This is a genomic window from Pseudomonas kuykendallii, assembly GCF_900106975.1.
Classification (GTDB): domain Bacteria; phylum Pseudomonadota; class Gammaproteobacteria; order Pseudomonadales; family Pseudomonadaceae; genus Pseudomonas_O; species Pseudomonas_O kuykendallii.
Genome location: NZ_FNNU01000002.1, coordinates 778484 through 804929, shown reverse-complemented (window position 1 = coordinate 804929; position 26446 = coordinate 778484). Strand labels below are relative to the sequence as shown.

Below are 26446 nucleotides of genomic sequence, written 5' to 3'. Positions count from 1 at the left end.
TCTCCATTACGACCGGCAGTAGACAACGATGTCGGGAAAGAATGCCCAATCCCTGGTGCAGCGGGCGTTCGCCCTCAGGCAATTTCACGGCGGAACGGCGGCAGGGCATTGAGGATCGCCTTGCCGTAGCGCTGGGTGACCAGACGACGGTCGAGCAAGGTGATGGTGCCGCGGTCGGCTTCGGTACGCAGCAGGCGGCCGCAGGCCTGGATCAGGCGCAGCGAGGCGTCCGGCACGGCGATTTCCATGAACGGGTTGCCGCCGCGCGCCTCGATCCATTCCGACAGCGCCGCTTCCACCGGGTCGTCAGGCACGGCGAAGGGAATCTTGGCGATCACCACGTGCTCGCAGTAGGCGCCTGGCAGGTCGACGCCTTCGGCGAAGCTGGCGAGGCCGAACAGCACGCTGGCCTCGCCGTCGTCGACCCGCGCCTTGTGCTTGTTCAGGGTTTCCTGCTTGGACAGGTTGCCCTGGATGAACACACGCTTGCGCCAGTCGCGCTCGAGGCCGTCGAAGACGTCCTGCATCTGTCGGCGCGAGGAGAACAGCACCAGGGTGCCGCGCGCGCCTTCCACCATCTGCGGAAGCTCGCGAATGATCGCCGCGGTGTGCGCGGCGGCGTCGCGCGGGTCGGCCTTGAGGTCCGGCACCCGCAGCACGCCGGCATCGGCATGGTGGAACGGGCTCGGCACGATGGCGGTGACCGCGGCCTTGGGCAGCCCGGCACGCATGCGGAAACGGTCGAAGGTGCTCAGCGCGGTGAGCGTCGCCGAGGTCACCAGCGCACCGTAGGCGACGTTCCACAGATTGCGCCGCAGGGTCTCGGCGGCCAGGATCGGGCTGGCGTTGACCTCGATGTCGTAGAGCGCGCCGCTGTCGGCGAGGGTCAGCCAGCGTGCCATCGGCGGGCTGTTTTCCGGGTCCTCGGCGGTGAACGCGGTCCACAGCTCCCAGTTGCCCTGGGCACGCGCCAGCAGGCTGCCGAACAGCGGGTACCATTCCTCGGCCTGGTGGCTGGCGATGCCTAGGCCAGGCTCCCCGTCCATCGCCTGCTTGAGCAGCTCGGCGAGCCGGGTGAACACGTCGGTGAGCTGGGAAAAGCCCTTTTTCAGCTCGATGCCCAGCTCGCGCAGGTGCTCGGGCACCAGGCCGCCGACGAAGCGATGGCGCGGCCGCTCGCGGCCCTCCATGTCTTCGCCGGCCTTGAAGTCGGCGAGCTGTTCGCAGGCGGCGAACATGAACTGCTGCTGGCTGCGCAGCTCGCGGGTCAGCTTCGGGACCTTCTCGATCAGCCGGCCGAGTTCGCCCGGCAACGGATGCTGGGCGAGCAGCTTGGTCAGGTTCTTCTCCATCTGCGCCAGCCAGTCGGCGGTGGAACGCAAGCGGGTGAAATGGGCGAAATGGCCGATCGCCTTGTCCGGCAGATGGTGGCCTTCGTCGAACACGTAGAGCGTGTCGCGCGGATCGGGCAGCACCGCGCCGCCGCCGAGGGCGAGGTCGGCGAGCACCATGTCGTGGTTGGTGACGATCACGTCGACCTTGGTCATGCCTTCGCGCGCCTTGTAGAAGGCGCACTGCTGGAAGTTCGGGCAATGCCGGTTGGTGCACTGGCTGTGGTCGGTGGTCAGCCGCGCCCAGTGCTGGTCCTCCAGCGCTTCGGGCCAGGAGTCGCGGTCACCGTCCCAGCGGTTGCCGGCGAGCTTCTCGATCATCTGGTTGAACAGCTTCTGGCTGTTCTCGTCGACGTCGATCCGAAAGCCCTCCTCCTCGAACAGCTGCGCGGTGGCGCTTTGTGTCTGGCCTTCCTGCAGTAGCATGTCGAGCTTGGACAGGCACAGGTAACGGCCGCGCCCCTTGGCCAGGGCGAAGCTGAAATTCAGGCCGCTGTTGCGCATCAGGTCCGGCAGGTCCTTGTGCACGATCTGCTCCTGCAGCGCGACCGTCGCCGTGGCGATCACCAGGCGCTTGCCGGCCGCCTTGGCGATGGGAATGGTCGCCAGCGCATAGGCCACGGTCTTGCCGGTGCCAGTGCCCGCCTCGACCGCCACCACCGCCGGATCGCTGTCGCGGCGGTTCTCGTCGTCGGTGGAAATCGCGCCGAGCACCTTCGCCACTTCAGCGATCATCAGGCGCTGGCCATAGCGCGGCTTCAGCCCCTTGGCTTCGAGAAAACGGGAATAGGCGCCCTGGATCTGGGACTTGAGTTCGGTGCTGAGCATGGGCGTCGGAAAGCCGGAGGGCTGGATAAATTTTCAGTGTTTCGAGCGGGTCGCTATGATAGCGCGCGTTTCGCCGCAGGGGTGTTCACAAAAGCGGCCGGCGACGGACAGGCACGACGAAATCCGTCGGCGACGCGACCTGTACCTTTCCCGAGAGGTGTCCCCGGCCGACCCCGACGCCGTATCGCCAGATCCCGTGTTTCCTCCCAAACCTCCGGAGATAGCCCGAATGACGCTCTACGCTTTGGTTTACGCCCTTCACGTACTCGCCGCGCTGGCCTGGGTGGGCGGCATGTTCTTCGCCTGGATGATCCTGCGGCCCGCCGCGGTCGTGGCGCTCGAGCCTCCGCAGCGGCTGCGCCTGTGGCTCGAGGTGCTGCGCCGGTTCTTCGTCTGGGTGTGGGTGGCGGTGCTGATCCTGCCGGTCAGCGGCGTCGGCCTTCTGCAACTGCGCTTCACCGGCTTCGAGACCACGCCGCGCTATGTGCACGTGATGATCGGCCTGTACCTGGCGATGCTCGCGCTGTTCCTGCGGGTGCAACTGCTGCAATTGCCGGCGCTGCGCCAGGCAGTGGGCGCCGAGGACTGGCCGGCGGGTGGCGCGGCGCTGGGGAAGATTCGCCGCCTGGTGGGTATCAACCTGCTGCTCGGACTGGCGCTGGTGGCGGTCGTCGCCGCGCGGCCGAGCTTCTGACGTTCACCCGGCCGATTTGGCCGGACGTAGCGCCAGCAGGTGGAACACGCCGAAAAGCATGATCTGCAGGCGATCGGACCAGGGCTTGGGACGGCCCTGCAGACGCGCGCGAAACACCAGGATTTCGATCAGGTGCGCGACCAGGAACAGCACGCCGCACAGATTCAGCAACAGCGCGAACGGCGCGGCGAAGGGCTGCAGCAGGTTCACCAGCAGCACCAGCCAGAACACCAGCACGATGGTTTTGCCCAGCAGGCTCAACAGTTTCATCCAACTTCCTTCCGAGTGTTCGCGACGGTGGCCGCCACGCGTGCCGGGATGCTAGCCGATGACCCCGACGAAGGCATTGCCCGAGCATAAAAAAACCCGCCGAAGCGGGTTTTTCGTGGAACGCCGACCTTGGCCGGCGTGGCCTCGGCGCAAGATTACTTGGCTTCGGCTTCCACTGCGGCTTCAACGCGACGGTTGATGGCACGACCGGCGTCGGTTGCGTTGTCGGCAACCGGACGCGACTCGCCGTAGCCAACGGACTCGACACGAGCGCCCGAGACACCCAGCTTGTTGACCAGAACGTCACGAACGGCACTGGCGCGGCGCTCGGACAGTTTCTGGTTGTAGGCGTCGGTGCCGACGGAGTCGGTGTGGCCTTCAACAACGGTGGTGGTCTGCGGATACTGCTTCATGAAGTCAGCCAGGTTCTGGATATCGCCCAGGCTTTCCGATTTCACGGTGGCCTTGTCGAAGTCGAATTTCACGTCGAGTTCGACGCGAACGGCTTCAGCGGCCGGTTCCGGAGCCGGAGCGGGTGCCGGAGCCGGCGTCTCTTCGACGTAGGCGACGGTTTCTTCACCCTGACCGTGAACCCAGCAGTAGGCTGCAGCGGTAGCGCCGCCTACCAGCACGCCCCAACCAGCGTAAGCGCTGCTTTCGATGGCGCCCAGAGCGGCACCGGTGACGCCGCCGACAGCCGCGCACATCGGCCAGTCGGATTTCTGTACACCGGCACAACCGGTCAGAACGCCGGAAATCAGAACCAGCGGTACAGCTTTCCTTAACATGCTCATGTGAAGTCTCCTTGGAAGAATCGGATCGTATGCCGACACTTTGGATGGCAACGCTTTTATAAGTCCGCCAGGCGTGGGCGACTGGCCCTGTGCCATGAGGGTTCGAGACGTTAGTCTCTCTGCTTCACGCTGAGGTTCCCCAATGACGGAAAGCTTTTCGCAACGAACACCCCAACAAGCCCTGGCTGCATTACTGGAAAGCCAGGTCCCTGAACGCCTGCTGTTGGCTGGCGCCAGCGATCTGCCAGCGCTGCAAGCCTACCGCGATACGCACCCGAGCTGCCAGATAGATTATGTGGCCCCCGGCCCGCTACCGGCGGCCATCGCAGCGCAGCGCTATGCACTGGCGGTGGTCGCCGATTGCCTCGAACATCTGCCCAAACGCAGCGGCCTGGAACTGCTCGGCGGCATCCGCAACCTGAACGCCCATCGGCTGGCCGTGCTGGTCGACCTGGCCGCCTGCGACTGGCAGGCCACCGACTTCTATTCGCTGGGGATGCAGGCCCGCGAACGTTTCCGCCGCGACGAGCAGGTTCTGACCCTGTTCACCTATGATCTCCATGATTACAAGCAGGTCCCGGACTGGCTGAACGCCCGGTTCTGGGCCAACCCGGAAAACTTCGGCAAATACTGGTGGTGAAGCCATGAGTCCCAGTTGTCCCTGCGGCAGCGGCAGCCTGCTGATCGAATGTTGCGGTCGTTACCACGGCGGAACGCCGGCGCCGAGCGCCGAGCAGTTGATGCGCAGTCGCTACAGCGCCTATGTGCTCGGGCTGATCGATTACCTCGTCGCGACCACCCTCCCCGCCCAGCAGTCGGCGCTGGACCGCGGCGCGATGGCGGCCTGGAGCGCGCAAAGCACCTGGCTGGGTCTGCAGGTGGAAAGCAGCGAGGTGCTCGGCGGCCAGCCCGAACATGCCTTCGTGACGTTCGTCGCGCGCTGGCACGACGGCCAGGGCGAGCACGCCCAGCAGGAGCGCTCGGCGTTCGTGCAGAACGCCGGTCATTGGTACTTCATCGACCCGGGCGTGCCGCTGAACACGGGACGAAACGATCCCTGCCCCTGTGCCAGCGGGCAGAAATTCAAGAAGTGCTGTGCAGGTTTCTTCTGATTACATCAGCCTGATGTGCGAGACATCCGGGGCTGGAGCGGCGGGCGCTGCCTTGGCTTGTCCCATGTCGCTGCCGACCGGTGCCAAGCTGAGCGCGGAGAGGTCGACCGCCGGCGCCTGCGGTTCGGGCTTGCGGTCCTGCAGGTCCGCACCGATGGGCGCGATACCGAAATCCGGCGCCTCGACGTCGACGAAGGCCGCCATGTACTCGTCGCGAGGTGCCACCTGCAGCCGGCGCGCCGGCGTGGACTCAGCCGGTGGCTCGGCGGCCGGCATCGGCGGAGGTGGCGCCATTTCGACTTCCTCGACGTCCACCTCCATCGAGCTGACTTCGGCCAGCGCGCCGGCTCGCTCCAGCGCGACGCGGTACTTTTCCGCCGCCGCTTCGTCGAGGTTGTTCTTGATCACCATGCGCCGACCGGAGAAGAGCAACGCGATGCGTTGCGCGTCGGCCTGGAACAGACGCGCCAGGTTGGCCTTGACCGCATCGGGCTGTGCGCCGGGCATCAATCGGCCGCTGAAAGCGATCTCGTAAAGCCTCATGGGTGAAACTCCTGTAAAAACCGTTTCCAGTATGGCGCAGCTTTTTTTCCCTCCACAACCGATTGCCGCCAAGCAGTTGCTTGTTACACTCAGCCGTCAATCGGAGTACCGGCATGTTTCCCCAGGTTTACCTAGCAAGAATTCTCGGCCTTCTGGCACTGCTCGCCCTGAGCGCCAGTCAGGTGGGTTGCTCGACCTGGTTCACCAGCCACCTGAAGGACCCCGAGGTCCGCCTGGTCAAGGTCGAGGTGGTCAAGGCGCGCCTGCTGGAGCAACGCTTCACGCTGCGCTTCAGGATCGACAACCCGAACGACGTTCGCCTGTCGGTGCGCGGCCTCATCTACGACATCTACCTGAACGACATCCCGCTCACCGAGGGCGAGTTCAACAAGCACGTCAGCGTGCCCGCGCATGGTCACGAGACCTTCGAGATCCCGGTGCGCACCAACCTCTGGCGGCACGTCAAGGGCATGGTGAAGATGCTCGAGGAGCCCGATGCGCCGATCCGCTACCGCCTCAAGGGCGAGGTGAAGACCGGAATGTTCTCCCGCAACGTGCAGGTTCTGCGCATAGGCGAGATAATCCCGGGCGATTACCTACCGGAGTAGCTTTCCATGTCCCAAGAACCGCATGTCCATGGTCCCGATTGCAATCACGAGCATGACCATGAGCATCACCACCACGTACACGGTCCCGACTGCGGCCACGCGCACCAGGAACCGCTGCGCAACCCGCTGAAGGACGTCGGTCGCAACGATCCGTGCCCCTGCGGCAGCGAGAAGAAATTCAAGAAGTGCCACGGCGCCTGAGGCGCTTTCGGGCAGCCGGCGCCCCGGCTGCCCGCCCGGTTACAGCCCCGCCCGAACGTCTTTGAATTTGCCCCCGTGCACCCCTTGCCAGCCGCCGCGTCGCTCACTACCTTAGCTCGCCTTCGCGGCGCGTTGCCGCGCCGGTCGCCAGCGCCTTTGCTAGGCTGGCCGAAACCCAGGTCGCCCCTCACCTCTTCCTATCGTCTTCGCTGCAAGAGGCTTTTCGCATGCGCTTTCGCCTGTTCCGTCCGCTGACCGGTGTGTCCCTTGGCCTGGGCTTCGGTGCCCTGCTCGGCCTCGCCGGTTGCCAGTCCCTGCTCGACAGCCGCTACGCCGACAGCGTGGCGCCCGACCAGGGCGTGCTGCGCATCAAGGGCGTGGCGGAAAGCGCGGTGGTGCGGCGCAACCCGCTGGGCATGCCGCTGATCGAGAGCGGCAACTTCCACGACGCGCTGTTCGCGCTGGGCTACGTGCACGCCAGCGACCGCCTGAGCCAGATGGTCGGCATGCGTCTGATGGCCGAAGGACGGCTGTCGGAGATGGCCGGCCCCGGCGCGCTGGAGATCGACCGCTTCATGCGCGCGGTGAACCTGCGCGCCAGCGCCGAGGTGCTCTACAAGAACGCCTCGCCGCGCCTCAAGCAGTTCTTCGAGGTGTATTCGCGCGGGGTCAATGCCTACCTCTATCGCTACCGCGACAAGCTGCCGATGGACCTCGCCGAATCCGGCTACAAACCGGCTTACTGGAAACCGGAGGACTCGGTGCTGGTGTTCTGCCTGCTGAACTTCGGCCTGGCGGTGAACCTGCAGGAAGAAATCGATTCGCTGGTGCTGGCGCAGAAGGTCGGCAGCGACAAGCTGGCCTGGCTGCTGCCGACCTACCCGGACGAGCCGCTGCCGTTCGACGAAGCGGACAAGCTCAAGGGCCTCAACCTCGGAGGTCAGATTCCCGGCCTCGCCGCCGTGGACTCCGCCGCCGCGCAGGTCGCCAGCCTGAACATGCTCGGCGTCGCCGCCTCCAACAACTGGGCGATCGCGCCGTACAAGAGTCGCAGCGGCAAGAGCCTGCTGGCCAACGACACGCACCTGCCGCTGTCGATGCCGTCGCTGTGGAATTTCGTGCAGATCCGCTCACCCAAGTACAACGCCGCCGGGGTGTCCATCGCTGGCGTGCCGGCCGTGGTCGCCGGCTTCAACGGCAAGCTGGCGTGGGGCATGACCATGGTCATGGGCGACAACCAGGACCTGTTCCTGGAGAAGGTGAAGAAGGAAGGCGGTCGCCTCTATTACCAGGTCAACGGCAAGTGGCAGCCGGCGCGCGAGCGCAGCGAGACCTTCTTCGTCAAAGGCCAGAAGCCGATCCGCGAAACCATCTACGAGACCCGCAACGGTCCGCTGCTGAACAGCGTGCTGGGCGAGCGCAAGACCCCGCTGCAACCGCTGCAGCTCTCCAGCGGCTACGGGCTGGCGCTCAAGAGCATCCAGCCTGACGGTGACAAGACCCTCGATGCGTTCTTCGACCTGTCGCGCGCCAAGTCGGTGGAGCAGGCGTTCGACATCACCCGCGGCGTGCAGGCGATGGCGCTGAACATCGTCTTCGCCGACGCCGAGCACATCGGCTGGCAGGTCACCGGGCGCTACCCGAACCGCCGCCTGGGCCGCGGCCTGATGCCCTCGCCGGGCTGGGACGACCGCTACGGCTGGGACGGCTACGCCGACTCGATGCTCTTCCCCTATGACCAGGACCCGCCGCAGGGCTGGCTGGGCACCGCCAACAACCGCACCGTGCAGGGCGGCTACGGCGTGCAGCTGTCGAACTCCTGGTACTACCCGGAGCGCGCCGAGCGCATCGCCGAACTCGCCGGGCGCGGCAAGCAGGACGCGCAGGGCATGGTCGCCATGCAGTACGACCAGACCACGCCGTTCGCCGCCAAGCTCAAGGCGATGTTCGACGAGCCGCTGATGGCCGGACCGCTGAAGAAAGCCATCGACGCCCTGCCCGCCGACCAGCGCGGCAAGGCGCGCGAGGCGCTGGATCGCCTGCGCGCCTTCGACGGCAAGCTGGCGGCGAATTCGCCCGACGCCGCGCTGTACGAGGCCTTCCTCTACGAAAGCGCGCGGCAGACCTTCCTCGACGAACTCGGCCCGGAGACCAGCCCGGCCTGGAAAGCCCTGGTGCAGACCGCCGACACCTCCTACTCGGCGCAGGCCGACCATCTGCTCGGCCGTGTCGACAGTCCGTTCTGGGATGACGTCAACACGCCGCAAAAGGAAGACAAGCCAGCGATCCTCGCGCGCAGCCTGGCCGCCGCCGTCACCTTCAGCGAAAGCAAGCTCGGCAGCGACCGCAGCGCCTGGCAGTGGGGCAAGCTGCACACCTACACCTTTGCCAGCGACGCCAGCAAGATGGCGCCGCACATGGCCGCCGGCGAGCGCGCCAAGATCGACGCGATCAAGGGATATCTGGACCGCGGCCCGTACATGGCCGGCGGCGACCACAGTACGCTGAACGTCTCCGCCTACCACTGGGGCGAGGGTTTCGACACCTGGCTGGTGCCGGCCATGCGCATCGTCGTCGACTTCGGTCGCGACGAGCCGCTGATGGGCGTGAACAGCTCCGGGCAATCCGGCAACCCGGCCAGCAAGAACTACGCGGACGGCATCGACGCCTGGCTCAAGGCGCAGTACCAGACCTTCCCGTTCAAGGCGGAAAACCTCGACCGCGCCTACGGCAACAAACGCCTGTACCTGCTGCCGGCGAAATGATCCGCGGATGACGGCGTGCGCACCCGTTTCGCCGGGTGCGCCGCCGGTCAAGGCGGCGAACTTCGCCGCGTTGCCGTCGCTCCAAACTGACAAGCCCGTCAGCGCAGAGCCCCATGGACCTCGTCATCGCCCGCCCCGAAGGACTCTACTGCCCACCCGGCGACTTCTACATCGACCCCTGGCGCCCGGTGGAACGCGCGGTGATCACCCACGCCCACGGCGACCACGCGCGCTGGGGCATGGGCCATTACCTGGCCGCCGCGGACAGCGCAGGCGTACTGCGCTCGCGCATCGCCGCGGACATGCCGTTGCAGACCCTGGCCTACGGCGAGCGCCTCGAACACCACGGCGTCACCCTGAGCTTCCACCCTGCCGGCCACGTGCTCGGCTCGGCGCAGGTGCGCCTGGAATACCGCGGCGAAGTCTGGGTCGCCTCGGGTGACTACAAGGTCGAACCGGATGGCACCTGCGTGCCCTTCGAGCCGGTGCGCTGCCACACCTTCATCACCGAATCGACCTTCGGCCTGCCGATCTACCGCTGGCAACCGCAGGCGGAAATCTTCACCGAGGTCAACGACTGGTGGCGCGCCAACGCCGCCGCCGGACGCCCTTCGGTACTGTTCTGCTACGCGTTCGGCAAGGCCCAGCGGATTCTCCACGGGCTGGACGAGAGCATCGGCCAGATCGTCGCCCACGGCTCGGTGGAACCGCTCAACCGGGTCTATCGCGAGGCCGGCATCCGCATCCCGGAAACGCTCTACGCCGGCGACCTGAAGAAGAACGACCCGCGCCTGCGCCAGGCCATTGTCCTCGCTCCGCCCTCGGCCGGCGGCAGCACCTGGATGCGCCGCTTCGGCGACTATTCCGATGCCTTCGCCAGCGGCTGGATGATGCTGCGCGGCACCCGCCGCAGGCGCGGCGTGGACCGTGGCTTCGTGCTCTCCGACCATGCCGACTGGCCCGGCCTGCTGTGGGCCATCGAGCAGACCGGCGCCGAACGGGTGATGGTCACCCACGGCTCGGTGGCGGTCCTGGTGCGCTACCTGCGCGAACAGAAGGGCCTCGACGCCCAGGGCTTCGAGACCGAGTACGGCGAGGAAGACGACAGCGCGGCGGAGCCGACATGAAGGCCCGCGCCACGGCGGAATCGCGCCGATGAAAGCCTTCGCCGACCTCTACGCGCGGCTCGACGCCACCACCTCGAGCAATGCCAAGCTCGCCGCCATGCAGTTCTACTTCCAGCAGGTGCCCGCCGCCGATGCCGCCTGGGCCGTGTACTTTCTCGCCGGCGGGCGGCCACGCCAACTGGTGCCGAGCCGGCTGCTGCGCGAGACCGCGATGCAGGCGGCGGCGCTGCCGGAATGGCTGTTCGAGGAGAGCTACCAGGCGGTCGGCGACCTCGCCGAAACCATTTCGCTGCTGCTGCCGGAATCGCCGCACAGCTCCGACGAAGGGCTCGCCGCGTGGATGCAGGACAAGCTGCTGCCGCTGCGCGGCCTGCCGCCGGAAGCGCTGGCCGAGCGCCTGCCGCGGCTCTGGGCGCAGCTCGACCGGCGCAGCCTGATGGTCTGCATCAAGCTGATCACCGGCGCCTTCCGCGTTGGCGTCTCCAAACTGCTGGTGACCCGCGCGCTGGCCAGCGTCGGCGGCCTCGACCCCAAGCGCGTGGCGCAACGGCTGGTCGGCTACACCGATCTGTCGCACCGACCGAGCGCCGAAGGTTATCGCGCGCTGATCGCCGCCGAATCCACCGACGAGCACGCGCAGCGCGGCGGCCAGCCGTATCCGTTCTTCCTCGCCCACCCGCTGCAACTTCCGCTGGAAGAGTTCGACGCCCAGCTCGGCGCGCCGGCGGACTGGCTGGTGGAATGGAAGTGGGACGGCATCCGCGCGCAACTGGTCAAGCGCGACGGCCAGCTGTGGGTCTGGTCGCGCGGCGAGGAACTGGTGACCGAGCGTTTTCCCGAACTGCAGGCGCTGGCCGCGCGCCTGCCCGACGGCTGCGTGATCGACGGCGAGATCGTGGTCTGGAAAGGCGCGCCCGAGGCCCTCACCGAGCGCGCGCCGGTCGATACCGCGACGGCCGGCAGCGAGGCGCTGAAACGCTTCGCCGTGCAACCCTTCGCCCTGCTGCAGCAACGCATCGGCCGCAAGACGCTGACCGCCAAGGTGCTGGAACAGGCGCCGGTAGCGCTGCTCGCCTACGACCTGCTGGAATGGCGCGGCGAGGACTGGCGCCAGCATCCGCAGCAGCAGCGTCGCGCGCAGCTCGAAGCGCTGGTCGCCGAAACCACCGCGGGCGATCTGCTCGACGGCCTGCCCGCCGGCCCGGAGGTACTGATGCTCTCGCCGCGCCTCGAAGCCCGCGACTGGGCCGACCTGGCGCGCCAGCGCGAAGCCTCACGCGAGCTGGGCGTCGAAGGCATGATGCTCAAGGCCCGCGACGGCCAGTACGGCGTGGGCCGCACCAAGGACGTCGGCACCTGGTGGAAGTGGAAGGTCGACCCCTATTCGGTGGACGCGGTGCTGATCTACGCCCAGCGCGGCCACGGCCGTCGCGCCAGCCTCTACACCGACTTCACCTTCGCCGTCTGGGAGGGCGCGCCGGGCGATCCCGAACGCAAGCTGGTGCCCTTCGCCAAGGCCTACTCGGGCCTCACCGACGAGGAAATGCGCAAGGTCGACGCCATCGTGCGCAAGACCACCGTGGAGAAGTTCGGCCCGGTGCGCAGCGTCACCCCGAGCCTGGTCTTCGAGCTCGGCTTCGAGGGCATCGCCGCCAGCAGCCGGCACAAGAGCGGCATTGCCGTGCGCTTCCCGCGCATGCTGCGCTGGCGCCACGACAAGCCGGTGGACGATGCCGACACCCTGGAAAGCCTGCGGGAGCTGCTCGGGTGAGGCGGCCCTCCCGGTTGAATCCGCCCACGGTGCGCATGGCGCACCCTACGGGAGCCGGGGCCGCGTTGCCCACCAAAACCGTAGGGTGCGCCGCGCGCACCGGCAAGCCAGCGGAAGCGGCTCGGGTGAGGCCGCCCGCCCGGTTGAATCTGCTTACGGTGCGCATGGCGCACCCTACGGGAGCCGGGGCCGCGTTGCACACGAAAACCGTAGGGTGCGCCGCGCGCACCGGCACCGCGAAGCGTGCGGCATGAGCGGCCTCGGCGCGCGCTGGTTCGCCGCTCGGGGCTGGACGCCCTTTCCCTTCCAGCAGGCCGTGTGGCGCGCGGTGAAGGAGGGCGACTCCGGCCTGCTGCACGCCACCACCGGTGCCGGCAAGACCTACGCGGTGTGGTTCGCCGCGCTGAACCGCTTCGCCAGGCCGCGCAGCGCCCCGGCGAAACGCGGCGACAAGGCGGCACCGCTGACGCTGCTCTGGATCACCCCGATGCGCGCCCTCGCCGCCGACACCGCGCGTGCCCTGCAAGCACCGCTGGACGAGTTGGAGATCGACTGGAGCATCGGCCTGCGCACCGGCGATACCGGCAGCGCCGAGCGCGCGCGCCAGGGTCGCCGCCTGCCCAGCGCGCTGGTGACCACGCCGGAAAGCCTGACCCTGCTGCTGACCCGCGCCGACGCCCGGCAGACCTTCGCCGGCCTGCGCATGCTGGTGGTGGACGAATGGCACGAGCTGCTCGGCAACAAGCGCGGCGTGCAGCTGCAATTGGCGCTGGCGCGGCTGCGCCTGTGGAATCCGCAGCTGATCGTCTGGGGCCTCTCCGCCACGCTGGGCAATCAGGCCCACGCGCTGGAGGTACTGCTGGCGCCGGGCGACGGCCGCCTGGTGCAGGGCGAGATGGCCAAGGAACTGCGCGTCGACACCCTGCTGCCGCCGGCCATCGAGCGCTTTCCCTGGGCCGGGCACCTGGGCCTGCGGATGCTCCCGCAGGTGGTCGCCGAGGTCGAATCCGCCGCCACCTCGCTGGTCTTCACCAACACCCGCGCGCAGTCGGAAATCTGGTACCAGGCGATCCTCGAGGCGCGCCCGGACTGGGCCGGCCTGATCGCGCTACACCACGGCTCGCTGTCACGCGAGGTGCGAGACTGGGTCGAGCTGAGCCTGAAGGATGGCTCGCTGAAGGCCGTGGTCTGTACCTCCAGTCTCGACCTCGGGGTGGATTTCCTGCCGGTGGAACGGGTGCTGCAGATCGGCTCGCCGAAAGGCGTGGCGCGTCTGATGCAACGCGCCGGGCGCTCCGGCCACGCCCCCGGCCGGCCGTCGCGGGTCACCCTGGTGCCGACCCATTCGCTGGAGCTGGTCGAGGCCGCCGCCGCCCACGATGCCGTCGCCGCGCGGCGCATCGAAGGCCGCGAGGCGCCGGCCAAGCCGCTCGACGTGCTGGTCCAGCACCTGGTGAGCATGGCGCTGGGCGGCGGTTTTCGGCCTGACGAACTGCTGTGCGAAGTCCGCCAGACCTGGTCCTACCAAGCCCTGAGCGACGACGAATGGGCCTGGGCGCTGGCCTTCGTCCGCCACGGTGGCCACTCACTGACGGCCTACCCCGACTACCAGCGCGTGGAGCCCGACGCGGACGGCTTGTGGAAGGTGCCCGACCGGCGCCTGGCGCTGCGCCACCGGATGAGCATCGGCACCATCGTCAGCGATGCCAGCCTGACGGTGAAATACTGGACCCGCGGCGGCGCCGGCGGCTCGCTGGGCTCGGTGGAAGAGGGTTTCATCGCCCGCCTGCGCCCTGGTGACGGCTTTCTCTTCGCCGGTCGCCTGCTGGAACTGGTGCGGGTCGAGAACATGACCGCCTACGTGCGCCGCGCCACCGGCAAGAAGGCCGCGGTGCCACGCTGGAACGGCGGGCGCATGCCGCTTTCCAGCGAGCTGGCGGACGCGGTGGTGGAAAAGCTCGGCGCGGCCTCGCGCGGCGAATACGCCAGCGCCGAGATGCGCCTGGTGCAGCCGTTGCTGCAGGTGCAGCTGGACTGGTCCGCGCTGCCCACGGAAACCAGCCTGCTCGCCGAAGTGCTGCGCTCGCGCGAGGGCTGGCACCTGTTCCTCTACCCCTTCGCCGGCCGCCACGTTCACCTAGGCCTCGCCAGCCTGCTGGCCTGGCGCCTGGCCCGGCGCACCCCGGTGACCTTCTCCATCGCGGTGAACGACTACGGCTTCGAGCTGCTCTCGGCGACCGAGGTCGACTGGACGCGCTGGCTGACGGCGGAGCTGTTCGCCACCGAGGACCTGCTGCACGACGTGCTCGGCAGCCTCAACGCCGGCGAGCTGGCGCGGCGGCGCTTTCGCGAGATCGCCCGCATCGCCGGGCTGGTCTTCGCCGGGCGCCCCGGCGCGCAGAAAAGCGCGCGCCAGTTGCAGGCGTCCAGCGGGCTGTTCTTCGACGTGTTCCGCCAGTACGACCCGGACAACCTGCTGCTCGGCCAGGCCCAGGAAGAAGTGCTGCGCCAGGAGCTGGACGTGCAGCGCCTGGAACAGACCCTGCAACGCCTGCAGACCCGGCGCCTGGACATTCGCCCGGTGAGGCGGCCGACGCCGCTGGGCTTTCCGCTGCTGGTGGAACGCATGCGCGAGAGCATGAGTTCGGAAAAACTCGCCGATCGCATCCGCCGCATGGTCGAAGACCTGGAGAAGGCCGCCGGCACGTGCGGTTATCGCAGCGACAGCATCGAGGTGGAGCGCGAAACCGCGCGGCCGCGAACCCCGCGCTCGCGCAAGGACGGCACACCACGCAAGAAGCGCAAGGCCGGCGAATGAGCGGCCACATAAACGACCGACAGGCATGAAGAAAAGGCTGTAAGCGATGACCGACCACCTACCGATCACCCTCGCCGGCGCCGAACTCTGGCTGCTCGGCGACAAGGCGATCCACTGGCCGGCGCAGCAGGCGCTACTGATCGCCGATGTGCACTTCGGCAAGGCTGCCGCCTACCGCAAGCTGGGCCAACCGGTGCCGCACGGCAGCACCGAAACCAACCTCGCGCGTCTCGACGCGCTGCTGGCGCGTTATCCCAGCCGGCGAATCGTCTTTCTCGGCGACTTCCTCCACGCGCCGGAATCCCATGCCCCGGCCACCCTCGCCGCGCTGGCCGAGTGGCGGCAGGCGCATGCGGCGCTGCAGATGACGCTGATCCGCGGCAACCACGACCGCCGCGCCGGCGATCCGCCCGCCGAACTGGACATCGAGGTGGTCGCCGAGCCGCTGCTACTCGGCCCCTTCGCCCTGCAGCACGAACCTCACTCACATCCCAGCCATCACGTGCTGGCCGGCCACCTGCACCCGGTGCATCGGCTGCGCGGGCGTGGTCGGCTCAGCCTGCGGCTGCCGTGTTTCCAGATTGGCGAACGCGTGAGCGTGCTGCCGGCGTTCGGCACTTTCACCGGCGGAATGGACGTCGCCGCCGCCCCGGGAACCAGGCTCTACCTGGTGGGCGACGGCGGCGTGTGGGCGCTGCCGGGAGAGGGATCAGCGGGCGGCGATGCCGGTGATGGTGATGCCGTAGTCGTTGAGTAGACGCATGGCGGGCTCGGTGCTGCTTTCTTCGCCATCGCCGAACTCGCCACGTTCGAGGTTGCGGGACGCCCATTCGAGCACTTCGAGGACCGCCTGCTCCATGGTCGGTTTGTCGGCGGACTCGATGTCCAGGGTCGAAGTGTTGTTGTCGTTGTTATAGCTGATGGTCCATTGCGCCATGCGCTGCCCTCCTCATGAGCGAAATTCGGAACGGGGTCACCGTGATGAGTGGGTTAGACCCACCCACCGCGCACAGTTCGCCCGTTCTTGGCCGGCCCGTCTAGGCGACGGGGATCGGCGGCGGCTGGTCGGGAAGCGTCGGCTCGCCGGGTTCGCTGGGCGTCGGCGGCAGGCCGGGTTCTTCCGGGTCGCCGGGAACGCCACCGGCCAGCAGGGGCGCGGGAATCGCATGCGGATCGCGTTCGCTGTGCGGGCTGATCATGATTTCTACCTCCAACGATGGATGGGGCCTCATTGCATGAGAACCCGGTAGCGCCTCGCGAATTCCCTCCGGGTGTCGGACGGCGCTGCTCAGCCCCAGGCCTGGCGCAGCAGCAGCGGCAGGATCTGCCCGGCGGGGCCAAGCAGGCAGACGTCCTCGCCGGACACGCCCTGGGGCCTCTGCGGGTTCACGTGCAGCAGCGTCGCGCCCTGCTGGCGGGCCACGTCCGGCAACTGGGCCGCGGGATGCACCAGCCCCGACGTGCCTACGCTGAGGAACAGGTCGCAGGCACCAGCGGCGGCGAAGGCGGCGTCCAGCACGTGCGGGTCCAGGCTCTCGCCGAACCAGACCACGCCCGGCCGCACCGGCCCGCCACAGCACAGGCAACGCGGCGGCGCCAGGTAGCGCCCGCCTTCCGGTTCGTCGGGCAGGGCGTCCAGCGGGTGCGCCGCCGCGCAGTCGAAGCAGCGCGCCTGGTGCAGGCTGCCGTGCAGGTGCAGGACCTCGCGGCTACCGGCGCGCTCGTGCAGGTCGTCGACATTCTGCGTGATCACGCGCAATTGGGGCAGGCGCTGCGCCAGTTCGACGACCGCCCGGTGGGCCACGTTCGGGCGTGCCTGCAGCACCTGCATGCGGCGCCATTCGTACCAGCCCCAGACCCGCTCCGGGTCGCGCAGGAAGGCCTCCGGCGTGGCCAGCTGTTCGGCATCGAAGCGTGCCCAGAGCGCGCCGCTCTGGGCATCGCGAAAAGTGGCGATACCGCTTTCCGCGGACATGCCGGCGCCGCCGAAAACCACCGCGCGCTGCGCCGATCGCACGGTTTCCAGCACGGTCTCGGGCAGCCGGTTGGCGGCGCCGGGAGTGGGATCGAAATGCCAGGTCGAGGTCATGCTGGGCTCCTTGGTCAGGCGCAGGTTGCCGGAAGGCGCTGGGCCCCGGCGCGGGGTTCGTCGTGCAGCGGATAGCGCACGTTGAAGCCGAGCATGAACAGCGCCTGCTCGAAGTCGCCCAGGCTCGTGCGAATGCCGCGCCCGGTCAGCAACTCGCGCGCACGCAGCAGCATCGTCGAGCTACCGCGCACCAGCTCCGCCCAGAGCCGGTCGGGATGCCGCTCGGCGCGGCGCGATTGCTGGTAGAGCGACTGGAACGCATAGCCCGCCTGCGACGGGTTGCGCGAATCGTAGGGCCTGGTCTGCGCCGCGCCCCAGCGGAACGCCAGCGACGCCGGCACACCGATCGTACCCTGCGCCGCCAGCAGGCGCCGGGCGAGCAGCCCGAGCGCGGCCCCGACACGACCGTCATAGATGATCAGCGACGCCGGCGAAGCCGCCGCGTAGACCTTGGTCATCGCCGCGTTCATCAGCAGGTCGGCGCCGTCGAAACACGCCAGCGACGCCATCGAACCCGGCTGCAGCAAGGCGACCGCGGCGAGCATCTGACGGCACAGCGTGGCATTGGCGAACTGCCGCTCGACCCACAGCCGCGAGCCATCGTCCGGTTTCTTCGCCACGCCGCCCCAGGTGAAGATCGCCAGGCAGAAATGCCGGGCACCCGCCTCGTCGCCCTCGTCCAGCGCAGCGCGCAAACCGGCGGCCAACACCTCGAACGGCTCGCCGGACTCGCGCTGCGTCCAGGAGTAATGCCGCTGCGCCTGCTCAAGGGAGGTGCACCACCAACTGTTCGCTTCCTGGCCGGTCAGCGCGCGCCACTGCTTCCAGGCCGGATGACGGCTGATCGGGAAGCCGTGCAGCCGCGGCGCCGCCTCGACGCTCGGCCAGAGGTCGGCAAGGTGGCGGGCGAAGGCTTCCTGATGCGCATCGGGCAGTTCGGGCATGGCACTTTTTTCCGTGAATGATCGGGCGGGCAGCGCCGCATCCTAGACCAGTTCAAGGGGCCGCGGCAGTGCGCGGGGGTGCTCCGCGGGGAACTCCCCGCGCGCGGTTGGCGCGATTGGCCGCAGCCATTATCCTGCGTGTCTGCTTTACTCAAACCCGGAACCCGCCATGCGTTCACGCCCCCTCCTCGCCGCCCTGCTGCTTCTTGCCTGCGGCTGGAGCGCCGCCGCGATAGCCGCGCCAGCGCCCTGGTACTGGTGGCAGAGCGCCGACAGCGAGCGACGCGTCTGTGCCCAGCACAGCCCCGCGCCGAACTGGCAGCGGGTCAGTGGTCCCTTCCGCAATGCGGCCTGCAAGCCCTGAGGACCGCAACCCGCGACGAGCCCCAACGATGTCTTATCAGGTTTCTCCCATCGGCTACGTTCACTCCTGTTTCAAGGAGAAGTTCGCCATCCCTCGCCAGCCACACCTGGCGCCGGCCGCACGCGGCGTGCTGGAACTGCTGCCGCCCTTCGACAAGGCCGAGGCTCTGGACGGCCTGGAGCAGGTCAGCCATGTCTGGCTGCTGTTCCTCTTCCACCAGGCGCTTGAGGATCAGCCGCGGCTCAAGGTTCGCCCGCCGCGCCTGGGCGGCAACCGCTCGATCGGCGTGTTCGCCAGCCGCTCCACGCACCGTCCGAACGGCATCGGTCAGTCGGTGGTCAAGCTGGACAGGATCGAGACCGGGCGCCTGTGGCTGTCCGGCATCGACCTGCTCGACGGCACGCCGGTGCTCGACATCAAGCCCTACGTGCCCTACGCCGACAGCGTCGCGCAGGCACGCAACGGCATCGCGCCGGCGCCGCCGACCTCGATTCCGGTGCAGTGGAACGACCTGGCGCTGCAGGAAGCCCGCGAGCACGCGCAGCGCCTGGGCGAGCCGCTGGTGGAACTGATCGAGCAGTGCCTGGCGCAGGACCCGCGCCCGGCCTATCAGCAACCCGAGCCCGAACGCCGCTACGGCGCACGGTTGTGGGACGTCGACGTGCAATGGCACTACCCGCAGGCCGGGATGATTCGCGTGCTGCAGGTCAGCTGAGTTTCCCGGCGGCGACTCACAAGCCCCCCAGGAAAAGCACCCACAAAAAAAGCCCGCCGGAAGGCGGGCTTCTTTCACATCGACTCACTCACTTCTCGACGAAGGCGCGCTCGATCAGGTAGTCGCCGGGTTCGCCCATGCGCGGGGAAATCTTCAGGCCGAAGCTGTTCAGCACTTCGCTGGTCTCGTCGAGCATGCTCGGGCTGCCGCAGATCATCGCGCGGTCGTCCTGCGGGTTGATCGGCGGCAGGCCGATGTCGCTGAACAGCTTCCCGCTGCGCATCAGGTCGGTCAGGCGCCCCTGGTTGCGATAGGGCTCGCGGGTCACGGTGGGGTAATAGATCAGCTTCTCGCGCACCGCGTCGCCGAAGAATTCGTTTTCCGGCAGTTCCTGGGTGATGAACTGCTCGTAGGCCACTTCGTTCACGTAGCGCACGCCGTGGATCAGGATGACCTTCTCGAAACGCTCGTAGGTCTCCGGGTCCTGGATCACGCTCATGAAGGGCGCCAGGCCAGTGCCGGTGCTGAGCAGATAGAGGTGCTTGCCGGGCAGCAGGTCGTCCAGCACCAGGGTGCCGGTGGGCTTGCGGCTGACGATCAGCTCGTCGCCTTCCTTGAGGTGCTGCAAGCGCGAGGTCAGCGGGCCGTCCTGCACCTTGATGCTGAAGAACTCGAGATGCTCCTCGTAGTTCGGGCTGGCGATGGAGTAGGCGCGCAGCAGCGGGCGACCGTCGACTTCGAGACCGATCATGACGAACTGCCCATTCTGGAAGCGCAACCCCGGATCGCGGGTCACCTTGAAGCTGAACAGGGTGTCGTTCCAGTGATGAACACTGAGAACGCGTTCGGTCGCCAACTTGCTCATTCGGGGTCTCCAGATAGAAGCAGCCGCCCAGGCGGGCAGAGAATTGCGCGGGATTCTAATCGCGCCCACAATATCTGTTAAATGAATTATCAAGATAAGGGTTATCGGTTATATAGATATGCGTTTTACTCTCCGGCAATTGCAGATCTTCGTCGCCGTGGCCCAGCACGAAAGCGTCTCCCGTGCGGCCGAATCGCTGGCGCTTTCGCAATCGGCGGCGAGTACCGCGCTGACCGAGCTGGAGCGGCAGACCGACTGCCAGCTCTTCGACCGCGCTGGCAAGCGCGTCAGCCTGAATGCCCTCGGCCATCAGCTGTTGCCGCAGGCGATGGCGCTGATCAACCAGGCCAAGGCGATCGAGAACCTCCTCGACGGTCGCAGCAGCTTCGGCTCGCTGGCGGTGGGCGCGACCCTGACCATCGGCAACTACCTGGCGACCCTGCTGATCGGCAGCTTCATGCAGCGCCATCCGGAATGCCGGGTGAAGCTGCAGGTGCAGAACACCGCCAACGTGGTGCAGCAGGTGGCGCATTACGAACTCGATCTCGGCCTGATCGAGGGCGATTGCCGGCATCCGGACATCGAGGTGCAACCCTGGGTGCAGGACGAACTGGTGGTGTTCTGCGCGCCCAGCCATCCGCTCGCCGGTCGCGGCCGGGCCAGCCTGGCGGAGCTCACCGCCGAGGCGTGGATTCTGCGCGAAAGCGGTTCGGGCACGCGGCTGACCTTCGAGCAGGCCCTGCGCACCCACCTCGCCGAGCTGAACGTGCGCCTGGAGCTGGAGCACACCGAGGCGATCAAGCGCGCGGTGGAGTCAGGCCTGGGCATCGGCTGCATCTCGCGCCTGGCGCTGCGCGACGCCTTCCGCCGCGGCAGTCTGGTGGCGCTGGAAACGCCCGACCTGGACCTGCGCCGGCAGTTCTATTTCATCTGGCACCGGCAGAAGTACCAGACCGCGGCGATGCGCGAGTTCCTCGAACAGTGCCGCCAACTCACCGCCGGCGTGGAGCGCAGCGACCAGGTGCAGCTGCTGCCGATCGCCTGATCAACCCAGCAGGATCAGCGCCCAGACCACGGCGATCATCGTCAGCGCGACGAACTGGGCGGCGCTGCCCATGTCCTTGGCATCCCTGGACAGGGGGTGCCGCTCCAGGGAAATCCGATCGACCACCGCCTCGATCGCCGAATTGAACAGCTCGACGATCAACGCCAGCAGGCACACGGCGATCAGCATCGCGCGTTCGCCGCGGCTGACCGAGAAGACCAAGCTGAGCGGAATCAGCACCAGGTTGAGTAGCACCAGCTGGCGGAACGCCGCCTCGCCGCGGAAGGCGGCACGCAGCCCGGCCAGGGAATACCCGGTGGCGTTGAAGACGCGTTTGAATCCGACCTGCCCTTTGTACGGTGACATGCTGCGCCCCTCGTTGTTCGAGAGGGGCGATGCTAGGCGGCGGTCGGTCAAGAAAACGTGAAGCGAGGCGGCGCTCAGTTCGCCGGGATGCTTTCCATCTGCTGCAGCAGCAGCGCGGCCTGGGTGCGGGTGCGTACGCCGAGCTTGCGGAAGATCGCGGTGACGTGGGCTTTCACGGTGGCTTCGGAGACGCTCAGCTCGTACGCGATCTGCTTGTTCAGCAGGCCCTCGCACACCATCGTCAGCACGCGAAACTGCTGCGGGGTGAGGCTGGCGAGGCCGGCGCTGGCGGCCTTGGCTTCGGCGGAGACGCTGACCGCGGTGTCCGAGAGCACCGGCCACCACTCATCGCCATCGAGCACCGCGCGCACGGCGTGCTGGATCACTTCCAGCGGGCTGGACTTGGGAATGAAGCCGCTGGCGCCGAACTCCCGCGAGCGGGCGACCACTGCGGCCTCTTCCTGGGCCGAGATCATCACCACCGGCACTTGCGGGTACTGACCGCGCAGCAGCACGAGGCCGGAGAACCCGTAGGCGCCCGGCATGTTCAGGTCGAGCAGCACCAGGTCCCAGTCGCCCTTTTCCGCCAGGCGGCTTTCCAGCTCGGCGATGCTGGCGGCTTCCACCAGCCGCACGCCGCTGCCCAGCCCCAGGGTCAGAGCCTGGTGCAACGCGCTGCGGAACAGCGGGTGATCGTCGGCGATGAGAATTTCGTGGGCGGCCATGACATATCCCTATTTCTTGTTGGGCCCGAACATTCGAGAGGGTGTTACGGACGTAACGCGCGATCCCGGGCGACGCGGATCAGCCAACGACGGCTGGGCTGGTACACCCGGCCATCCGGCGTGAGTGAGCACCTTGGTGCCGATTTCGACGCCGCCCGGACCCGCATCGATCCTAAACACCCCTCTGAGCGGCGCCAAGCATGCCGAGCGATGCCGGGGTGGTCAAGCTGCGGGCTTTGCGGCAAAGTCTGCGCCTTTTTCCGCCGAGAGTCTCCATGCGAAGCCACGCCCTGCGCGCCGACCTGCTGATGGTCCTGACCGCCCTCATCTGGGGATTTTCCTTCGTCGCGCAACGCCTGGGCATGGATTCCATCGGTCCCTTCCTCTATACCGGCCTGCGCTTTGCCCTCGGCAGCCTGGTGCTGTTGCCGATCGTGCTGTTCCTCGGCCGCGCCCGAAACGGCCAGCCGCACCAGCCGCTCAATCGCGGGCTGCTGCTGGGCGGCATCGGCATGGGCCTGGCGGTATCGCTGGGGATCAACCTGCAGCAGGTCGGCCTGCTGTTCACCAGCGTCACCAATTCCGGCTTCATCACCGGGCTCTACGTAATCATCGTGCCGCTGCTCGGACTGCTGATCGGCCAGCGCGCCGGCGCCGGCACCTGGCTGGGCGCCTCGCTGGCGGTGGTGGGGATGTTCCTGCTCAGCGTCGGCGAGGGTTTCCACGTCGCCTCGGGCGACTGGCTGCAACTGGCCGGGGCGTTCGTCTGGGGCGTGCATGTGCTGCTGGTGGGGTTCTTCGCCAGCCGCCACGATCCGCTGCGCCTGGCGCTGCTGCAGTTCGCCACCTGCGCGGTGGTCAGCCTGCTGCTGGCGGTGTGCCTGGAGGACATCCGCCTCGCGGCGATTCTCGACGCCGGCCCGGCTATCCTCTACGGCGGTCTGTGCGGCGTGGCGATCGGCTACACCCTGCAGGTGGTGGCGCAGAAACACGCCATCGCCTCCCATGCGGCGATCATCCTCTCGCTGGAGGCGGTGTTCGCCGCCCTCGCCGGCTCGCTGTTCCTCGACGAGATTCTCGCGCCCAAAGGCTACATCGGCTGCGCGCTGATGTTCGCCGGCATGCTGGTGGCGCAGCTGTGGCAGAGGAAAGCGGTTTGACCCTGGCGTTGGTGGCGCGGCTGTCCGCGCAGGCGGGATGACGCAGCGCCTGGTGGATCGGTAAAGCGCGATCCACCCTACGGCAGGAAGGCTTTCAGGCGCTGGTGGGCGTCGTCCTTCGGGTCGATCTCGTGGTGATACTTCGCGCCCAGGTAGTGGGCGGTGAACACGTCGAGGTAGACGCCCAGCGCATCGGCCGCGGCGGCGTCGCCGGCCAGCTCGAGGCAGAGCGCGGCGACTTCGGCGGTGCACAGGTGGTCATCGCGCTTGGAGCGGCGCAGGCGGTAGCGCGACAGTTGCTCGGGCTGCAGGCTGAGCACCGGCAGGCGATCCAGGTAGGGACTCTTGCGAAACATCTTGCGCGCCTCGGTCCAGGTGGCGTCGAGCAGGACGAACAGCGGCCGCTTGCCCTCTTCCACCCGCACCTCGTCGACCACCCGTTCGGGCGCCGCGTACTCGCCGGGGAACACCAGGTACGGCTGCCATTGCGGGTCTTCCAGCAGCGCCGGTAGCGCCGGGTCGACCGCGGTGCGCAGCCAGCCGAACGCCGAAGTGTCGCGTACCAGGTCGGCGATCAGCCAGCCGGTGTTGCTCGGTTTCAACGCTTCGACGTCGTGCATCAGCAGGCACATCGCCGAGCGCGTCTCCACCCGTGGCCGCCAGGCGCACACGCAGTGGCTGAACTGGATTCGGCAATCGGGGCAGCGCGGCGCACGCGATCCACGGGCGACGAAGGGTTTCAGGCTGCGGGCGAGGCGTTCGGCGCGCAGGCGGGCGACGGCATGCATGATCGACGGGGCATTGGCGAAGGGCCGGCGAGTCTAGCAGACCCGCCGGCACCGCCCCAGGCATCAGAAGCTGTGGTTGAGCGCCAGGCCGATGAAGTGGATGCGGGTCTTGTACTCGCCGCTGTAGGTGCCGCCGTTGCCGGTGCAGCGCACCCCGCTGTCCTCGTAGAGACCGCCCGGTCCGGGCACCCAGCCAGCCGGCGAGCAGCCGTCCGTGTAGTCCATCTTGCCGCTGTCGAACTTGACGAAGCTGTAGGCCAGGTCCACCGAGGTCTCCGGGGTGAACTTGTAGTTGGCGCCGAACGACAGCCAGTAGCGGTCCGCATCGGGGAAGCCGGGATGGCGCAGGTCGGTGCCGTTCACCGGCGATTTGTCGTAGGCCACCCCGGTGCGCAGCATCAGGTCCTTGGTGTACTGGTAGTTCATCCCAAGGGAGATCTTGTAGGTGTCCTTCCAGTCCTGCTTGACCGACAGATCACCCTCTTTGACGCCATTGAAGTACGGGTAGCCGGGAGTTTCGTCGATCGCCAGGCTCACGGTGTCCAGCCGCGAGTGGCCGGTGAAGGTCAGGTCGGCCATCAACGCGATGCGCTCGTTGAGCTGATGGAAGGCGCTGAAGGAAAGCGTTTCCGGCGTATCGATGTTGCTCTTGCCTTTGGAATGCAGCGGGTGCAGGCGCGTGGCGGCGAAATCGCCCGGGTTGATCCAGTTGCTCGGATCGAGCACCGAAAGGATGTCTTCCGGCGGCGTGGAGGGGTCCGGCACCGCGCCGCTGACGCCGGCGAAGCTCCACTTGGTGTCGCCCTCCAGGGTGTGGCGGATGTGCGAGCGATAGGCGATGCCGAACCGGGTGTTCTCTGTCGGCTCCCACATGTAGCCGATGTTCCAGCCGAAGCCCCAGTCGTCGCCCTTGGCGCGGAAATAGCCGTCGCCGTTGACGTTGTCGGCGAAGTTCGAGGCCACGCAATCGACGAAGGCGTCGCGGCTCTGCAGCGGATCGCAACTGGCAATCTGCTCCGGCACCCCAAGGCCCAGCGGGTCGAGGATGGGATTCAACTGTCCCGCTGCCGCGGCGAGGAAGGTCGCCGCATAGTTATCGTCGACGAACTGCCCGGCCAGTTGCCGCGACGCGCCTTTCACGTCCGCCGCCCCGCGCTGGGTCGACTTGATGTACTGCGCGGAGATGCCGAAGCCGACGCTGTGGTGCTCGTTGAAGCGGTAGGCGATGCTCGGGTTGAAGTTCACCGTGAGCAGGTTCGCCGACTGGATGCCATAACGGCCGGCCCAGTCTTCCTGGTAATCCAGCTTGGCGCCGTAGGGCGTGAAGATGCCCAGGCCGATGGTGACGTTGTCGTTCACCTCATGGGAGATGTACAGGTTCGGCGCGGCGGCGGAATCGGGCAGGTAGGAGCCGGCGTTGCCTTCAACCGGGTTACCGAAGACGTCCACGCTGCCGTTGTCGTGGTACTCGCCGCGGGGAATCACGATGGTGATGCCGTTGGTGACCTGATCGCCCTTGAGCCGGGTGAGACCCGCCGGGTTGTAGAAGATGGTCGAAGGATCGGCCGCCTCGGCGCTGTTGGCGTGGGCGGTGCCCTGGGCGGAAACCGATTGCGAACCGAAGTGGTAACCCGAGGCGAGCGCCGTGGGCAGGTGGGCGGCCACCAGGCCGCCTGCAAGCATGGCCAGAGGCCAACGCTGGGGCTTTCTTGTCATTATTCTCAGCTCCTAGAGCATTCTGCTGTCAGCCTGGAGGCTCAATACAGTCAGGCCTCCTGCCTTCCCTGGGCGTGTTGTCGCAACCTGGGCGCTATTCTGACTGCGGACATCCGCGGAATTTCCCCGATCTTTGGTCGGGGAAGGCAGAAAGCCATCTTTTCGCTGTCGCGTTTGGTAACACTTAAACGGCGCTGTTCGTCAGCTCCCGCTTCGGCTCACAATCGCCTCCCTCGGAAGTCGCGGCGAACGCCCAGGCACGCGACCGGTCCAAGCCCCTGTCATTCGCTCCGGAGAACCTCATGCCGCGTTTCACTGCCCTCGTCCTCTGCGCCTTGCTGCCCGTTGCCGCGCAGGCCGCCTCCCTCAAGGAAACCGAGCTTTCCGCCATGCTGCAGAAGGTCGCCAAGGAAAGCAGCGTCGGCACTCCGCGGGCGATCAACGAGGACATCCTCGACCAGGGCTACACCGCCGAGGGCAAGGAGCTGATCAACCATCTCAGCGTGCTACCGGCGCACGCCGCGAAGATGCGCGCCAACCCGGACGCAGTACGCGCCCAGCTCACCGCGAGCGTTTGCGGCAACCCCGGCTACCGCAAGCTGCTCGACCAGGGCGCCCTGCTGCGCTACGAGTTCTCCGAATACCAGACCAACAAGCCGGTCGGCACCGCGCGCTTCTCCAAGGCCGACTGCGCCCAATGAGGGCCGTCTGCGCGGCACGAGCCGTCCTGCCTGCTGAACCCTCTGC

At 67.5% G+C, this 26446-nt stretch carries 27 protein-coding genes and 1 pseudogene; 15 read left to right on the top strand and 13 right to left on the bottom strand.

Going from position 1 to position 26446, the window contains the following annotated elements; all coding sequences use genetic code 11:
- Positions 1-74: 74 nt before the first annotated feature.
- Positions 75-2219 (bottom strand): ATP-dependent DNA helicase DinG, encoded by a 2145-nt coding sequence (gene dinG, locus BLV15_RS08905; RefSeq protein WP_090226783.1) that lies wholly within the window; start codon positions 2217-2219, stop codon positions 75-77.
- Positions 2220-2448: 229 nt separating this feature from the next.
- Between dinG and BLV15_RS08900 the strand changes: the two genes are divergently transcribed.
- Positions 2449-2913 carry a CopD family protein gene (locus BLV15_RS08900; RefSeq protein ID WP_090226782.1) on the top strand — a complete coding sequence of 155 codons (465 nt, stop codon included), beginning with the start codon at positions 2449-2451 and terminating at the stop codon, positions 2911-2913.
- Positions 2914-2916: 3 nt separating this feature from the next.
- On the opposite strand, the gene BLV15_RS08895 is transcribed toward BLV15_RS08900, so the two are convergent.
- Both BLV15_RS08895 and BLV15_RS22285 read right to left on the bottom strand, forming a co-directional pair.
- Positions 2917-3183 (bottom strand): DUF1145 domain-containing protein, encoded by a 267-nt coding sequence (locus BLV15_RS08895; protein WP_090226779.1) that lies wholly within the window; start codon positions 3181-3183, stop codon positions 2917-2919.
- A 155-nt stretch (positions 3184-3338) separates the two neighbouring features.
- Positions 3339-3695 (bottom strand): annotated as a pseudogene (locus tag BLV15_RS22285) (OmpA family protein); the annotation flags it as partial.
- A 424-nt stretch (positions 3696-4119) separates the two neighbouring features.
- Here BLV15_RS22285 and BLV15_RS08885 point away from each other — a divergent pair.
- Together BLV15_RS08885 and BLV15_RS08880 are read left to right on the top strand one after the other, a co-directional pair.
- A complete protein-coding gene (locus BLV15_RS08885; protein ID WP_090226773.1) occupies positions 4120-4617 on the top strand; it encodes a DUF6231 family protein in 498 nt (165 codons plus the stop codon).
- Between the two features lie 4 nt (positions 4618-4621).
- Positions 4622-5089, top strand: a complete 468-nt coding sequence (locus BLV15_RS08880) for a YchJ family protein (protein WP_090226771.1) — start codon at positions 4622-4624, stop codon at positions 5087-5089.
- Here BLV15_RS08880 and BLV15_RS08875 read toward each other — a convergent pair whose 3' ends face one another.
- Positions 5090-5632 (bottom strand): hypothetical protein, encoded by a 543-nt coding sequence (locus tag BLV15_RS08875; RefSeq protein WP_090226769.1) that lies wholly within the window; start codon positions 5630-5632, stop codon positions 5090-5092.
- A 113-nt stretch (positions 5633-5745) separates the two neighbouring features.
- On the opposite strand from BLV15_RS08875, the gene BLV15_RS08870 reads away from it, so the two are divergent.
- From BLV15_RS08870 to pdeM, 7 genes are all read left to right on the top strand, one after another.
- Positions 5746-6240, top strand: a complete 495-nt coding sequence (locus BLV15_RS08870) for an LEA/WHy family protein (RefSeq protein WP_090226765.1) — start codon at positions 5746-5748, stop codon at positions 6238-6240.
- Positions 6241-6246: 6 nt separating this feature from the next.
- The gene (locus tag BLV15_RS08865; protein WP_090226762.1) at positions 6247-6441 is read left to right on the top strand and encodes an SEC-C metal-binding domain-containing protein; all 195 of its coding nucleotides are present in this window, start codon (positions 6247-6249) and stop codon (positions 6439-6441) included.
- Positions 6442-6668: 227 nt separating this feature from the next.
- Positions 6669-9206 (top strand): penicillin acylase family protein, encoded by a 2538-nt coding sequence (locus tag BLV15_RS08860; protein WP_090226759.1) that lies wholly within the window; start codon positions 6669-6671, stop codon positions 9204-9206.
- Positions 9207-9319: 113 nt separating this feature from the next.
- Positions 9320-10333, top strand: a complete 1014-nt coding sequence (locus BLV15_RS08855; RefSeq protein ID WP_090226757.1) for a ligase-associated DNA damage response exonuclease — start codon at positions 9320-9322, stop codon at positions 10331-10333.
- Between the two features lie 28 nt (positions 10334-10361).
- A complete protein-coding gene (locus BLV15_RS08850) occupies positions 10362-12104 on the top strand; it encodes an ATP-dependent DNA ligase (RefSeq protein ID WP_090226755.1) in 1743 nt (580 codons plus the stop codon).
- A gap of 250 nt (positions 12105-12354) precedes the next feature.
- Positions 12355-14922, top strand: a complete 2568-nt coding sequence (locus BLV15_RS08845; RefSeq protein ID WP_090227436.1) for a ligase-associated DNA damage response DEXH box helicase — start codon at positions 12355-12357, stop codon at positions 14920-14922.
- Positions 14923-14968: 46 nt separating this feature from the next.
- Positions 14969-15679: a ligase-associated DNA damage response endonuclease PdeM gene (gene pdeM, locus BLV15_RS08840; RefSeq protein WP_090226754.1), complete on the top strand. Its 711-nt coding sequence runs from the start codon at positions 14969-14971 to the stop codon at positions 15677-15679.
- Here pdeM and BLV15_RS08835 read toward each other — a convergent pair.
- From BLV15_RS08835 to BLV15_RS08825, 4 genes are all read right to left on the bottom strand, one after another.
- Positions 15632-15859, bottom strand: a complete 228-nt coding sequence (locus BLV15_RS08835; protein WP_090226752.1) for a hypothetical protein — start codon at positions 15857-15859, stop codon at positions 15632-15634. The genes pdeM and BLV15_RS08835 overlap by 48 nt on opposite strands.
- 100 nt (positions 15860-15959) lie before the next feature.
- Positions 15960-16121, bottom strand: a complete 162-nt coding sequence (locus tag BLV15_RS22080) for a hypothetical protein (RefSeq protein ID WP_175534318.1) — start codon at positions 16119-16121, stop codon at positions 15960-15962.
- An 89-nt stretch (positions 16122-16210) separates the two neighbouring features.
- Positions 16211-17011: an SIR2 family NAD-dependent protein deacylase gene (locus BLV15_RS08830; RefSeq protein ID WP_090226750.1), complete on the bottom strand. Its 801-nt coding sequence runs from the start codon at positions 17009-17011 to the stop codon at positions 16211-16213.
- A gap of 14 nt (positions 17012-17025) precedes the next feature.
- A complete protein-coding gene (locus tag BLV15_RS08825) occupies positions 17026-17955 on the bottom strand; it encodes a hypothetical protein (RefSeq protein ID WP_090226748.1) in 930 nt (309 codons plus the stop codon).
- A gap of 169 nt (positions 17956-18124) precedes the next feature.
- On the opposite strand from BLV15_RS08825, the gene BLV15_RS08820 reads away from it, so the two are divergent.
- Positions 18125-18319, top strand: a complete 195-nt coding sequence (locus BLV15_RS08820) for a hypothetical protein (protein WP_090226745.1) — start codon at positions 18125-18127, stop codon at positions 18317-18319.
- A gap of 28 nt (positions 18320-18347) precedes the next feature.
- Positions 18348-19034 carry a tRNA (N6-threonylcarbamoyladenosine(37)-N6)-methyltransferase TrmO gene (gene tsaA, locus BLV15_RS08815; protein ID WP_090226742.1) on the top strand — a complete coding sequence of 229 codons (687 nt, stop codon included), beginning with the start codon at positions 18348-18350 and terminating at the stop codon, positions 19032-19034.
- Between the two features lie 88 nt (positions 19035-19122).
- Here the strand turns inward: tsaA and fpr are convergent, their stop codons facing one another.
- On the bottom strand, positions 19123-19899 hold the full coding sequence (fpr, locus tag BLV15_RS08810) for a ferredoxin-NADP reductase (RefSeq protein ID WP_090226740.1): 777 nt from the start codon (positions 19897-19899) through the stop codon (positions 19123-19125).
- Positions 19900-20017: 118 nt separating this feature from the next.
- On the opposite strand from fpr, the gene BLV15_RS08805 reads away from it, so the two are divergent.
- On the top strand, positions 20018-20944 hold the full coding sequence (locus BLV15_RS08805; protein WP_090226738.1) for a LysR family transcriptional regulator: 927 nt from the start codon (positions 20018-20020) through the stop codon (positions 20942-20944).
- Here the strand turns inward: BLV15_RS08805 and BLV15_RS08800 are convergent, their stop codons facing one another.
- Entirely contained in the window at positions 20945-21310 is a 366-nt protein-coding gene (locus BLV15_RS08800; protein ID WP_090226735.1) for a diacylglycerol kinase, read from the bottom strand. It abuts the gene before it with no gap.
- Positions 21311-21384: 74 nt separating this feature from the next.
- On the bottom strand, positions 21385-22035 hold the full coding sequence (erdR, locus tag BLV15_RS08795; RefSeq protein WP_090226733.1) for a response regulator transcription factor ErdR: 651 nt from the start codon (positions 22033-22035) through the stop codon (positions 21385-21387).
- A gap of 200 nt (positions 22036-22235) precedes the next feature.
- Here erdR and BLV15_RS08790 point away from each other — a divergent pair, with 200 nt between their 5' ends.
- Entirely contained in the window at positions 22236-23195 is a 960-nt protein-coding gene (locus BLV15_RS08790) for a DMT family transporter (RefSeq protein WP_175534317.1), read from the top strand.
- Between the two features lie 77 nt (positions 23196-23272).
- Here the strand turns inward: BLV15_RS08790 and BLV15_RS08785 are convergent, their stop codons facing one another.
- Both BLV15_RS08785 and BLV15_RS08780 read right to left on the bottom strand, forming a co-directional pair.
- Positions 23273-23986: a tRNA-uridine aminocarboxypropyltransferase gene (locus BLV15_RS08785; protein WP_090226728.1), complete on the bottom strand. Its 714-nt coding sequence runs from the start codon at positions 23984-23986 to the stop codon at positions 23273-23275.
- A gap of 60 nt (positions 23987-24046) precedes the next feature.
- A complete protein-coding gene (locus BLV15_RS08780; protein ID WP_090226725.1) occupies positions 24047-25699 on the bottom strand; it encodes an OmpP1/FadL family transporter in 1653 nt (550 codons plus the stop codon).
- 302 nt (positions 25700-26001) lie between these two features.
- Between BLV15_RS08780 and BLV15_RS08775 the strand changes: the two genes are divergently transcribed.
- Entirely contained in the window at positions 26002-26400 is a 399-nt protein-coding gene (locus BLV15_RS08775; protein ID WP_090226723.1) for a quorum-sensing-regulated virulence factor family protein, read from the top strand.
- Positions 26401-26446: the final 46 nt, after the last annotated feature.

Excerpts from the sequence above, each read along its gene's own strand:
- dinG (WP_090226783.1), bottom strand. The coding sequence starts at position 2,219 with ATGCTCAGCACCGAACTCAAGTCCCAGATCCAGGGCGCCTATTCCCGT.
- BLV15_RS08900 (WP_090226782.1), top strand. The coding sequence starts at position 2,449 with ATGACGCTCTACGCTTTGGTTTACGCCCTTCACGTACTCGCCGCGCTG.
- BLV15_RS08895 (WP_090226779.1), bottom strand. The coding sequence starts at position 3,183 with ATGAAACTGTTGAGCCTGCTGGGCAAAACCATCGTGCTGGTGTTCTGG.
- BLV15_RS08885 (WP_090226773.1), top strand. The coding sequence starts at position 4,120 with ATGACGGAAAGCTTTTCGCAACGAACACCCCAACAAGCCCTGGCTGCA.
- BLV15_RS08880 (WP_090226771.1), top strand. The coding sequence starts at position 4,622 with ATGAGTCCCAGTTGTCCCTGCGGCAGCGGCAGCCTGCTGATCGAATGT.
- BLV15_RS08875 (WP_090226769.1), bottom strand. The coding sequence starts at position 5,632 with ATGAGGCTTTACGAGATCGCTTTCAGCGGCCGATTGATGCCCGGCGCA.
- BLV15_RS08870 (WP_090226765.1), top strand. The coding sequence starts at position 5,746 with ATGTTTCCCCAGGTTTACCTAGCAAGAATTCTCGGCCTTCTGGCACTG.
- BLV15_RS08865 (WP_090226762.1), top strand. The coding sequence starts at position 6,247 with ATGTCCCAAGAACCGCATGTCCATGGTCCCGATTGCAATCACGAGCAT.
- BLV15_RS08860 (WP_090226759.1), top strand. The coding sequence starts at position 6,669 with ATGCGCTTTCGCCTGTTCCGTCCGCTGACCGGTGTGTCCCTTGGCCTG.
- BLV15_RS08855 (WP_090226757.1), top strand. The coding sequence starts at position 9,320 with ATGGACCTCGTCATCGCCCGCCCCGAAGGACTCTACTGCCCACCCGGC.
- BLV15_RS08850 (WP_090226755.1), top strand. The coding sequence starts at position 10,362 with ATGAAAGCCTTCGCCGACCTCTACGCGCGGCTCGACGCCACCACCTCG.
- BLV15_RS08845 (WP_090227436.1), top strand. The coding sequence starts at position 12,355 with ATGAGCGGCCTCGGCGCGCGCTGGTTCGCCGCTCGGGGCTGGACGCCC.
- pdeM (WP_090226754.1), top strand. The coding sequence starts at position 14,969 with ATGACCGACCACCTACCGATCACCCTCGCCGGCGCCGAACTCTGGCTG.
- BLV15_RS08835 (WP_090226752.1), bottom strand. The coding sequence starts at position 15,859 with ATGGCGCAATGGACCATCAGCTATAACAACGACAACAACACTTCGACC.
- BLV15_RS22080 (WP_175534318.1), bottom strand. The coding sequence starts at position 16,121 with ATGATCAGCCCGCACAGCGAACGCGATCCGCATGCGATTCCCGCGCCC.
- BLV15_RS08830 (WP_090226750.1), bottom strand. The coding sequence starts at position 17,011 with ATGACCTCGACCTGGCATTTCGATCCCACTCCCGGCGCCGCCAACCGG.
- BLV15_RS08825 (WP_090226748.1), bottom strand. The coding sequence starts at position 17,955 with ATGCCCGAACTGCCCGATGCGCATCAGGAAGCCTTCGCCCGCCACCTT.
- BLV15_RS08820 (WP_090226745.1), top strand. The coding sequence starts at position 18,125 with ATGCGTTCACGCCCCCTCCTCGCCGCCCTGCTGCTTCTTGCCTGCGGC.
- tsaA (WP_090226742.1), top strand. The coding sequence starts at position 18,348 with ATGTCTTATCAGGTTTCTCCCATCGGCTACGTTCACTCCTGTTTCAAG.
- fpr (WP_090226740.1), bottom strand. The coding sequence starts at position 19,899 with ATGAGCAAGTTGGCGACCGAACGCGTTCTCAGTGTTCATCACTGGAAC.
- BLV15_RS08805 (WP_090226738.1), top strand. The coding sequence starts at position 20,018 with ATGCGTTTTACTCTCCGGCAATTGCAGATCTTCGTCGCCGTGGCCCAG.
- BLV15_RS08800 (WP_090226735.1), bottom strand. The coding sequence starts at position 21,310 with ATGTCACCGTACAAAGGGCAGGTCGGATTCAAACGCGTCTTCAACGCC.
- erdR (WP_090226733.1), bottom strand. The coding sequence starts at position 22,035 with ATGGCCGCCCACGAAATTCTCATCGCCGACGATCACCCGCTGTTCCGC.
- BLV15_RS08790 (WP_175534317.1), top strand. The coding sequence starts at position 22,236 with ATGCCGAGCGATGCCGGGGTGGTCAAGCTGCGGGCTTTGCGGCAAAGT.
- BLV15_RS08780 (WP_090226725.1), bottom strand. The coding sequence starts at position 25,699 with ATGACAAGAAAGCCCCAGCGTTGGCCTCTGGCCATGCTTGCAGGCGGC.
- BLV15_RS08775 (WP_090226723.1), top strand. The coding sequence starts at position 26,002 with ATGCCGCGTTTCACTGCCCTCGTCCTCTGCGCCTTGCTGCCCGTTGCC.